A 10,329-nucleotide genomic window follows, 5' to 3' on the forward strand; every position below is an offset into this window, starting at 1 on the left:
CTCGCTAAATATTTTCACTCGCCGAGGATAGCCCAACACCACCAAACGGCGTTGGTCTCGTCCGCTTAAACGAAAGTGACCCAAGGACAGCTTAATCACCGAATGCACGAGGGTCTGAAACACAAACGCGGCAATGGGGAAGAGCAAAAAGATCGCACGAGAAAACCACGTGGCCTTAAAGACAAAAATGATTAACACCATGGCCACACCGGTCTCGGCAGCCGCGACCGCGAGCATACCCATTTCAGCGGGCAGTTGGTTCCAACGCCGAGAGTACCCCTTGAAATTCAATTTAAGTGAAAGCCATGACACGCCTAAAACTAGAATGGAAAACGAGAAGTAGAGGGAAACCAAGTGCACCGTGGCAACCCTAGGATTAAACCAGGCGAGATAGGCATGAACAACAAAGAGGTAGGCAACATAGGCCGCCCCGGTGTCCACAAACACCGCTAATTCATCCCATCGGTTGGTTCGTCCGCGAAACATCGTTCCACTCCTCCTCTCGGACCCCATTATAACGCGCGCATCCTATTTCGTAATAATGTGGATATTTCCTTATGAGGATGGGCTCACCATAATATTTGAATACACTAACCCGAATTATACCAGCGCAAGTATAATGCGAATTCATCCCCTTGACAAGCCTAGGTCAAACCACAACAATTGGCGTCTGCACATGGGCCCGCGTTGTGTCAAAACATCTGAGTCATCGCGTCGAAATCGATGGAAAAATGTCGCAATCTGCGTGCTTCGCCCTGTAGCTACAGGGCATCATCGGTTATTGTCCCAATAGAGACGGTAGCTCGATGACATCGGAGATTGAATGGCTTATCGGACAGACCTCATTCCACATTCTGGTTTCCAATCCCCATTTCTATGTGTTTAACGAACACCGATTCGCATTACCGATGAACTTAGGCACAACCCTCTCGAACGACGATTATAGTATTCGTGGTTATTAACGGTTTTATGTTGGCATTTGCAATTATCAACGTCGCCGAACGAGCCCTTTTTGCAAAGGCGCTCCGTAAATGGAAAGGTCTCCAAGTCGTTGATTGAAGAGGGGAAGGGGGAACATCAACCTGCCACGCCACTATCTAAAGGGCCGGTTCAAATTCTTATTCTCTCCAAGAATTCTAGTCTCGGGCGAGCACCCCTTAACGACATCCCCGTAACCCATTTATCAGCAATTCCACGGGTTCGCTACGAAAATATTTTTTGACCAACCGGCCATCCTGTTGTACAATTCAAAAAATTAAAGGTCTAACCTTTTTGGTAATGACCTATGGGAGGCATGATGATGCGTCTTTCAAAGAAGCTCGCTCTCCTTGCTCCGGCATTTCTCCTATTCTTGACAACGGCGTGCGGCACGACCGCCACAACGTCATCAACCGCATCCAATCATCCAACGTCAGGCGGCACGATCGAATACGCAGAGCTTCCTCAATCCAACCTGAATTGGTTCCTGCCGTTAGTAAATACAGGGTTCGACAGCGTCGCGAACTTCCAACTTATTTATCAAATGTACAAACCTCTTTTGTGGGTCAACGCCAACTATACCATCAATTGGAATTCTTCCATCGCGCAAAAGATTACCTATAATAAGGCGGGTACCGTATATCATGTCTTTCTGAATCCTAAGTGGCACTGGTCTAACGGCAAGCCGGTCACAAGCCAAGATATCCTCTTTACCTGGGACGTTATTAAGGCCACATCGGCCGCTAATGCTCCCTCGCCTTGGCCCTACGTGGGTGCAGGTACCGGAGATATCCCTAACGGCATCAAAAGCTTAGTCGCCAACGGAAACTACGAGGTCACCTTCACCTTAGATAAGCCAGCTAACCAAGAGTGGTTCATCTTTAACGGCATCATCCAACTGATCCCCATGCCGAAAGCAGCATGGGATATTCATAAGAACATCGCCAAAGAGATTAAGTACCTGGGATCCGAAGGTTCGAATCCGCAATTTGATCAAGTTGTCGACGGCCCCTTCAAAATCGGCCCCACCGCCAATAATCAATATTGGTCACTCATTCCTAATCGCCACTATGATGGCCACAAGAGCACGGTCAAGCGCATCGTGTTCACCTATGAAGGATCAAACGCCGCAGAATTTGCCGCTCTCAAAACTGGCACCATCAATGTGGGGTATCTTGATCAGTCTGAGTATGGTGCCCGCAGTGCGTTGACCTCACAAGGGGATGTGATTACCCCTGAATACCTTTTCGGTTTTTATGAAACCCAACTCAATATGTTCCCGGGATCCCCGGTCAAATCCTTATTCGATCATCTCTATATCCGGCAAGCCTTACAAATGGGTATTAATCGTCAAGGGATTGATGATTCCATTTATCATGGCTATGCTCCCCCCATTGACGGACCCATCCCGGGCACTCCGAAGACCCCCTTCTTAGATCCTGCTCTTAAAACCAATCCCTACCCGTATAGTCCCGCTCGCGGAAAGAAACTTCTCGAACAGCATGGGTGGCATATGGTCAATGGGGTCATGACAAAGGGATCGCAACATCTCGCATTGCAATTAGACTATCCCAGCGGTTCCACCTCGGAAACAGAAGAGGTCGAACTCATGAAGCAAGATTGGGCCGCGGAAGGGATCCAAGTGCAGCTGAAGGGCTTGCCGGCATCCACTCTCGAAGGCATCACCTATAACCCCAGCCAACCCAAAGGATGGGAGATGTCCACTGGACTGGCTTGGTTCTATAATGGTCCGGGGTACTGGCCAACCGGCGGACAACTTTTTGCCACCAACGCCCCATCAGGATTTGGGTACAGCAGTAATGAAGAGGACGCGTTAATTGCCGCCACCCATCGTCCATATGCTACCGCCGCAGAGTCTTTGCAAGCCTTCTATCGATACGAAGACTATACTGCAGTGCAGCTACCAATGTTGTGGCAAAACAACGTCGGAACGCTGGCAGTGCATGCACCCAACGTTCACGACAGTGTGAAATATGCTGATGCCTCGGTAGGTTTCCCTCAAATGCAGTACTGGTGGGTGTCAAAATAGTGGTCGATCACCCCGTAGGTCCGAATGCTTTTCCTTGGGCGATACGGGGTGATCATTGTAATTTCGCATGCATCTAGACCTATCCTTTAACGGATCCGGCCAACAAGCCGCGCACAAAATAGCGCCCTAAGATGAAATACACAATGAGTGTTGGCAACGAAGCGATGAGTGTACTTGCCATCAGGACATTCCACTGAATATGTTGACTTCCCGCCAGATTCACAATTTCGACCGTCACAGGCTGCCATGGCGGTTGGGTAATCGTCACACCAAACAGGAAGTTATTCCATACTTGGGTAAATTCCCAGATTCCCGCTACCACAAATCCCGATAACGACAACGGCAGCATAATATAGCGAAAAATTCCCCAATAGCCATGGCCATCAATTTGGGCCGCTTCCACAATCTCATCAGGAATTTCTGCAAAGAAGTTACGGAAAATCAAGGTCATAATAGGAAGCCCATAAACAATATGAGCGAGCGCCAATCCCGGTAGCGTTCCATACAAACCCAACACCGCCAATACCTTGACCAACGGAATCAGCGTACTCTGATAAGGAATAAACATCCCAACCAGAATCAGGAAATAAATGACATTCGCGCCACGAAATTTCCATTTCGACAAAGCATACCCATTAAATGCCCCCACAAAAGACGCGATGATGGTTACTGGAACCGCCAAATAGACACTGTTCAACAAATCAGGCGAGACGTCGTGCCATGCCTGGATGAGGCCTGAAAATCCTAGTGGATGAGGAAGCGCCCACATGTGAGCGAGGCTCACGTTGGCGTTATGCTTCAGACTGGTAATCACCAACATGTAGACTGGAAGGAGAAAAATCGCCATAAAGATCAACATCACAACATATAGGGCTGTCCGGCGTGCAATGCGAGCAGTCATCCGCGGCGAGCCTCCCTCCGCAAAGTAGAGACAAGATACGGAATAGTGAATACCACCATAATGAGCAAGAGTACAATCGCAATCGCGGCTCCTTGCGCGTAGGCATCTGCTGAAAAGGTGGTGTCAAACATATTCAGCGAAGGCAAATCGGTCACAAAGTTCGGACCGGGACCCGTCATTGCATAAAGGAGCCCAAATACTTTCAGTGATGAAGCCAGCAACAAAATGACTGCCGTCACGGTGACCGACCGGAGTTGCGGAAGAATCACCGAAAAGAACATACGTATCGGGCCGGCACCATCAATTCGCGCAGCCTCTTTGATTTCCTCCGGTACTGCTCGCAATCCAGCAAGAAATAGCGCCATGCTGAACCCAGACCACTCCCACACCGTCGCAATCAGCACCGCGATGAAAGCGACCGGCAAGCCCGCCTGGATTGAAAACAGATGAAATCCACTCGGGGTAAATCGCGGCGAAAGATACCAATTGGGCAGGTGCTTTATGCCAAGATCCTTCAAAAACAAGTTCACGCCGGTTGATGGATTTAAAAGCCAATCCCATACCACCCCGGTCGCCGCGGCCGATACCGCCATAGGATACAAATACATGCTCCGAAATACGCCTTCAAAGCGAATTTTCTGGTCTAGCAATATCGCCAGCAACATCCCAACAATTAAACACAATCCTACAAACCCGACGGTAAAGTACACCATGTTGCGCAAATCCGATTGAAACCGAAAAGAGGAAAAAATAGCCGTGTAATTGCGCAAGCCATTCCATGACATGTTGACCACAAAACTATTCCACTTTGAAAACGATACCCATCCCGTCCACACTATGAAGGCATACACAAATACCCCTAGAGCGATTAACGTCGGTGTCAGGGTCAAAATGGCATACAATTTGTCTCGAGACAACCGGCGACGCGGTTTTAGAGGCCGTGTGGACTCAGGATGGACTCCTAGGGATGGTCGAGCAGATTGAGAAGTACTCATCGGTAGTTGGCCTCCATCTGTACGGGTAGGTTCAGACAAGTCAACGGACTCATCTGAACCTAGCCCTCACCTTTTATACAGTCATCTTAATTTAAGGGGTTCGAACTCGCCGCTGAGGTGAGTTCGGAAACGAACTCATTCACATTCTTACTGGCCGTAAACTGACTCATATCGTTCTCGAGAGCGGTGGTAAATCCCGGATTTAGCCCGCCCTGACCGGGAACCAAGACCAGAGGGTCCTTCTTATAAGAGACCATCGCTGATCGGGAATAGGCGTTATAATCAGCCGGATTGGCATCGAGGCGTGGCGAAAAGGTGCCTTTGAGGGGGTTAAATTTTTCCTGAGCCTTGTTCGATCCAAGAACCTTCAAGAAATCGATGGCATTCTGCTTAGCCTTCCCGGAAAGACCGGTGGGCAGTCCAAACGCATCTGACACGGCAGCAAATATTCCCTTTGTTCCCGGAGTAGGAGCCCATCCAAACTGCTTTCCTGGGGTGAGCCCTGCCGTTGTGGTAAAGTATCCCGCGGCCCAATCCCCCATCACGTTCATGGCCGCTTGCCCTTGCGCCACCATCTGGTCAGCTTGCGCCCAATGCAAAGACGAGGCATTCGAATTGGTATACTTCATGACCTCTAGATAGGTCTCTGACGCCTGTTTGACCCCAGCGCTGTTGAGAGGAATGCTGCCATCCATAATTTTGTTGTAGTTGCTATAGCCGACCGTGCCTAACAAAATGTCGCTCCACAACAAGGTCGTTTCCCAATTGCCATGATTGGCAAGCGCCATCGGGGTAATTCCATGAGATTGTAATATTTTGGCATCCGTCACGAATTCCGTCCAGCTAGTCGGAGGTGTCAGATGATACTCCTTAAATATCTTGACGTTATACCACAGCACATTTGCTCGCTGCATATCCACTGGCACCGCGTAGATTTTACCATTGAAGGTGGCTAGTTTGAGCAAGGACTTCGGAAAATCGTTGTACCATCCTTGCGACTTAAAGAGAGAATTTAATGGCGCTAACTTCCCAGCTTCTACCCAAGACTTCAACGAACCATTACCTACGTGGACCTGAAATGTGGACGGTGGCTTATCCGCATTCATGCGACTAGCCAGCACCGCCTTCGCGTTCGACCCAGCTCCTCCAGAGACGGCATCGTTAACCACCTTGATGCCAGGATACTGAGCCTTAAACGCTTCGAAAAATGTATTCAGCGCTTTACTACTCGCTGTACCCGTCCACCAACTGAAAATGTCAACGGTATTCGCCGCCGGACCTGAAGAAGCTGCAGCCGATGCTGTCGAGCCACATCCTGCCGCGATGGTTCCTACCGCCATCAACCCTATCGCACCTAACGCCATCTGTTTGCTATATGGTTTCATAATTGCCTCCCAACGTCATCTGTGAACTCCCCAAGACGATGTGTGTTGCAATCAGCTCCTTGATGGCTGATCCTTCCAGGATAATAAACCAAATCTTCTACCATTGACAATAAGTTTGTAAAATATTTTTACTATGTGCCATTATGATCCCATATTTAGATAATTTCGTGGACAAGACGACTACACTGCCCCTCTCTCATCAAAAGCGCGGCCATTCGCGGACGCCATCTCCCAATTGGCTTGCATAAAATTGCGGCGCATAGCCTATTTGTGCCGCATACTGTTGCCGAACCGCCTCAAAAAAGTGATCTACCGAGGCGTTCTCCACCACAGCGATGGCGCATCCCCCAAATCCTGCTCCTGTCATCCGCGATCCAACGCATCCAGGGGCATCATGAGCCGCTTGCACTAATGCATCCAGTTCCGGACCTGTTACCTCATAATCTTTCGCCAGAGACCGATGCGATTCGGTTAGTAGTGCGCCGAACCCTAAGATATCGCCCACGCGTAATCGGTCGACCGCTTGGTTCACGCGGGCGTTCTCGCTGACCACATGATCCACGCGCTTTCGCAATGTCCTGTCATGGAGGAGCGAGCGCATTTGCTCCCACTTTTGGTAAGTCAGGTCAGTCAAATTGTGAAGATGCGGCAGCCTATGTTGCAGTTCTGTGAGGGCGTCCAGGCATTCGCGACGCCGCTCATTGTATAGCGAATCTACCAAGGCCCTCGGCTTACAAGAATCCATAATGACTAAAGCATATTGGCCCAACGCCACCGGCACATATTCATAAGCTAAGGTATCGCAGTTAAGCAAGATGGCGTGATTGCGTTGTCCCAAAGCCACCGCAAACTGATCCATAATGCCACATTGCACGCCCAGGTACTGGTTTTCTGCAACTTGGGCTAACTGGGCGAGCTCGATTTTAGAGATAGCCGCGTCGGCCATGCAAGTCACGCCATAGGCCGTGACCAGTTCGATGGCTGCTGAACTGGAAAGACCGGATCCACTGGGAAGGGTACTGTGAAAGAAGCAATCGAGCCCTGATGTCTCGATCCCGCGATCTCTCAACAGAGAGATCACCCCTTTCGGGTAGTTGGCATAGCCATCCGCCTCGCGGTAAAGAAGGTCAGCCTCTTTGATATCAACGACACCGGCAAACAAGGTCGATGAAAATCGGTAACGATGGTCCTGCCGAGAACGACACACCATCCAGATACCGAGACCGAGAGCGCCTGGCAAAACGTTTCCGCCATTATAATCAATATGCTCTCCAATGAGATTGACACGCCCAGGGGCGAAAAATATCCGCACCTCATCCCGACTAGCACCAAACCTTTCCGTAAACATCTCGACCGCCTGTTGAATTTCGTCTCTCACCGTTCTCGTCTCCCTACACTCAGCATGGCTTCCCGTAATAAGGGGGCTGTCACTTCAACGGCCGCTGGATTGGCCGGTGCCCAGGCACCCGACTCGGACGATGCCAGATACTTAAGTTTCGTTGCAGAGTATAGCGACGGATAAAACTCAATGTGGAAATGATAGAAGTCGTCCACGGAGGTCCCATTAACCGGTGCCTGGTGAAGCACCATCATATATGGCATGGGCCGGTCGTACAGAGCATCTAATCCTCCGGTGACACGTTGTAAGAGGCCGGCTAGTTCACGGCGCTCCGCTGAAGTTAAGTCTAAGAGTGAACTAATATGGCGGCGCGGAATCACAAAGGCCCCATACGGATAGTCCGTAAAAAAGGGTACATAGCTCGAAAAAAGCTCGCTTTGATAAAGCATGCGTCCCTGAAATCGCTCTTCCTCAACGGTCATGGCACAGATAAGACAGTGTCCCTGTTGCTCAAAGTACTCGCGACAACTCGTCAACTCCCGTTGAATCTTTAACGGTATGTACGGATAGGCATAGATTTGACCATGGGGATGCGTAATGGTGGCGCCGATTTCCGCCCCCCGATTCTCAAAAATATAGAGATATTGATGCTTTGGATCGGCCTTTAATACCTCCATGCGGTGTATCCATAGGGTGATGAGTCGCTCCACATGTGCCAACGACAGCGATTCCAGGGTAGCCTGGTGATCGGGCGAGTACAAAATGACCTCGCACTTTCCATATGCCGGGGCCGTTCGGTAGGGCCCGAACGCCACCGAATCGGGCGTCGGCGGAGACTCGGACAACACTGGATAGTCGTTATCATAGGCGTAGACGTCGTAGGAATCCGGCACCTTATCGGACCCTAAACAAAAAGGACACGCCCCCGCCCTCCCTGCCGGACGGTGCTGCCGATTTTGAGAAACCATCGTCCAATCAGACAATAGCGGATTATAGCGCAACTCTGCCATGGTTCGTTCTCCTTTATAAAAAAATCATCAGCCTCGCTACGGACTCACACGATAAGAAAAATCGGGAGAAAACATCCGATTCAGTATTAACGACGCCGCTCCGATTTGGGTCGCGTCCGCCAAGTGACTACTGGTGACTTTCACGTGTGCACGGATTCGCTCCATCACGACACGATCAAATTGCTCTTGAAGTGGAGAAAATAAGTGCACTCCGGCGAGACTCACTCCCCCTCCAATGATCACTAAGTGTGGATCGAGAGCATTGACAAGATATCCTAAACTTTGTCCAAGATGCCGTCCTGCGGCGCGAAACACATCCTGTGCCACCGCATCGCCCAACTCGGCCGCTTGAAATACTGTATGAGCGGTCACTTGAGAGAGGTCTCCCTGAACCAAATCACTGATGACGCTACTCCTCCCCCCTCTCACACCCTCGATAGCCCGTTCGGCAATGGCAGGCCCAGAGCATACTGTTTCCAGACAGCCATACCGTCCACAGGCGCACCGGCGTCCTCCGGGTTCGACCACATTATGGCCAATCTCTCCAGCAATTCCCGCCACGCCTTCCAATAATTGGCCATGCAGCACAATAGCAGCACCAACACCGATACCGACATTGACAAAGATCAAATTCGATAATTGTTCCGACATGAGTGTGGAGAGCTCGCCATACGCCATCGCCCGTACATCATTGGTCAACGCAACCGGCACCTTACATCGTTCATGAAGATAATCACAAATCTTAACCTCATGTAAATCGAAGTGCGGTGCAAAAACAGCCGTCCCCTGAGTGCTATCCACGAGCCCATGCATGCCGATACCGACTCCCAACCATTTGTCGTGGGACCACAGGTTATTCGAACCCGTGAGTGTCTCGACCGACCGTTTAATCACGTCTTCCAGGATCTGAAGAAAGTGGCCGGGGCCGGCGACATGTCTAACCGGATACGTCCATTTATCGATTACACGGGATTTTAAATCCACAGCAGCCACTCGCAATTCGTGGATGCCGACATCCACTCCCAACACAAATTTGGCATAGGGATTCAGTACTATAGGGATGGGGCGCCGACCACCAGTCGACCGGCTTTTAGCTTCTTCCTGGGCAAGTCCTTCCTCAATTAATTCCCCCACCAGGTTGGTCACCGTCGCCTTAGTCAACCCGGTCAGTGCCGCAATTTGGGAGCGCGGAATACCGTTGGTGTTTTTCAACACAGTTAATATCGTCGCTCGGTTAACACGTTTCATTGTAGGCGCGGACGCCGTCACGAGTCTCAAAGGTTCCCCCTCCTCCCAGTTAGAACCGATGATTCCGCTCGCAGAAAGATGGCCAATTGCGAATCCTAAAACCACTTTGTTCATAACTTTAACTTATTATCCCGCACATCACAACGCACGACGCTAGAAAATTTACGAGAACTGGCGCATATTGAAGGAAAGCAAGTAATCACATGGCCGTCGAGGACACTCAAGGGTGTAGTGTCTGACCTTCCATAGGGAAGATCATTATACTGTCACTGAAAGAGTCGCAACGCGGACCGGGTCTTCCATAGCAGAAAGAGGTGCAAAGAGGTGAAGCACGAGCGGCTGCTCAGGCAAAGGACGCGGTGATCCGGGCGATGCGCCGGGATGATCTGGCCCCCACCATGCACGAGATCCTCTTCCAGGTCC

8 protein-coding genes and 1 pseudogene are annotated in these 10,329 nt (G+C 50.4%); 2 read left to right on the forward strand and 7 right to left on the reverse strand.

Going from position 1 to position 10,329, the window contains the following annotated elements; translation table 11 throughout:
• Positions 1-486 (reverse strand): annotated as a pseudogene (locus tag ACOJWD_RS01585) (sugar transferase); the annotation flags it as partial.
• A 320-nt stretch (positions 487-806) separates the two neighbouring features.
• Between ACOJWD_RS01585 and ACOJWD_RS01590 the strand changes: the two are divergent.
• A complete protein-coding gene (locus tag ACOJWD_RS01590) occupies positions 807-962 on the forward strand; it encodes a hypothetical protein (RefSeq protein WP_486991472.1) in 156 nt (51 codons plus the stop codon).
• Positions 963-1,300: 338 nt separating this feature from the next.
• Entirely contained in the window at positions 1,301-3,028 is a 1,728-nt protein-coding gene (locus ACOJWD_RS01595) for a peptide ABC transporter substrate-binding protein (protein WP_486991473.1), read from the forward strand.
• Between the two features lie 79 nt (positions 3,029-3,107).
• On the opposite strand, the gene ACOJWD_RS01600 is transcribed toward ACOJWD_RS01595, so the two are convergent.
• The 6 genes from ACOJWD_RS01600 to ACOJWD_RS01625 all read right to left on the reverse strand — a co-directional run bounded on the left by ACOJWD_RS01600 (position 3,108) and on the right by ACOJWD_RS01625 (position 9,927).
• Entirely contained in the window at positions 3,108-3,929 is an 822-nt protein-coding gene (locus tag ACOJWD_RS01600) for a carbohydrate ABC transporter permease (RefSeq protein ID WP_486991474.1), read from the reverse strand.
• The gene (locus ACOJWD_RS01605; RefSeq protein WP_486991475.1) at positions 3,926-4,924 is read right to left on the reverse strand and encodes a carbohydrate ABC transporter permease; all 999 of its coding nucleotides are present in this window, start codon (positions 4,922-4,924) and stop codon (positions 3,926-3,928) included. Before ACOJWD_RS01605 ends, ACOJWD_RS01600 begins: the two co-directional genes overlap by 4 nt.
• Before the next feature lie 86 nt (positions 4,925-5,010).
• Positions 5,011-6,309 (reverse strand): ABC transporter substrate-binding protein, encoded by a 1,299-nt coding sequence (locus ACOJWD_RS01610; RefSeq protein WP_486991476.1) that lies wholly within the window; start codon positions 6,307-6,309, stop codon positions 5,011-5,013.
• A 199-nt stretch (positions 6,310-6,508) separates the two neighbouring features.
• Positions 6,509-7,687: a galactokinase gene (locus ACOJWD_RS01615; protein WP_486991477.1), complete on the reverse strand. Its 1,179-nt coding sequence runs from the start codon at positions 7,685-7,687 to the stop codon at positions 6,509-6,511.
• Positions 7,684-8,658 carry a galactose-1-phosphate uridylyltransferase gene (gene galT / locus ACOJWD_RS01620; RefSeq protein WP_486991478.1) on the reverse strand — a complete coding sequence of 325 codons (975 nt, stop codon included), beginning with the start codon at positions 8,656-8,658 and terminating at the stop codon, positions 7,684-7,686. Before galT ends, ACOJWD_RS01615 begins: the two co-directional genes overlap by 4 nt.
• A 36-nt stretch (positions 8,659-8,694) precedes the next feature.
• Entirely contained in the window at positions 8,695-9,927 is a 1,233-nt protein-coding gene (locus tag ACOJWD_RS01625) for an ROK family transcriptional regulator (RefSeq protein ID WP_486991479.1), read from the reverse strand.
• Between the last annotated feature and the right edge of the window lie 402 nt (positions 9,928-10,329).

The organism is Sulfobacillus sp. TH-112 (genome assembly GCF_057473405.1).

What these genes read in the sequence shown, in the direction of transcription:
- ACOJWD_RS01610 (WP_486991476.1), bottom strand. Translation starts at nt 6,309, where the DNA reads ATGAAACCATATAGCAAACAGATGGCGTTAGGTGCGATAGGGTTGATG.
- ACOJWD_RS01605 (WP_486991475.1), bottom strand. Translation starts at nt 4,924, where the DNA reads ATGAGTACTTCTCAATCTGCTCGACCATCCCTAGGAGTCCATCCTGAG.
- ACOJWD_RS01595 (WP_486991473.1), top strand. Translation starts at nt 1,301, where the DNA reads ATGCGTCTTTCAAAGAAGCTCGCTCTCCTTGCTCCGGCATTTCTCCTA.
- galT (WP_486991478.1), bottom strand. Translation starts at nt 8,658, where the DNA reads ATGGCAGAGTTGCGCTATAATCCGCTATTGTCTGATTGGACGATGGTT.
- ACOJWD_RS01590 (WP_486991472.1), top strand. Translation starts at nt 807, where the DNA reads ATGACATCGGAGATTGAATGGCTTATCGGACAGACCTCATTCCACATT.
- ACOJWD_RS01600 (WP_486991474.1), bottom strand. Translation starts at nt 3,929, where the DNA reads ATGACTGCTCGCATTGCACGCCGGACAGCCCTATATGTTGTGATGTTG.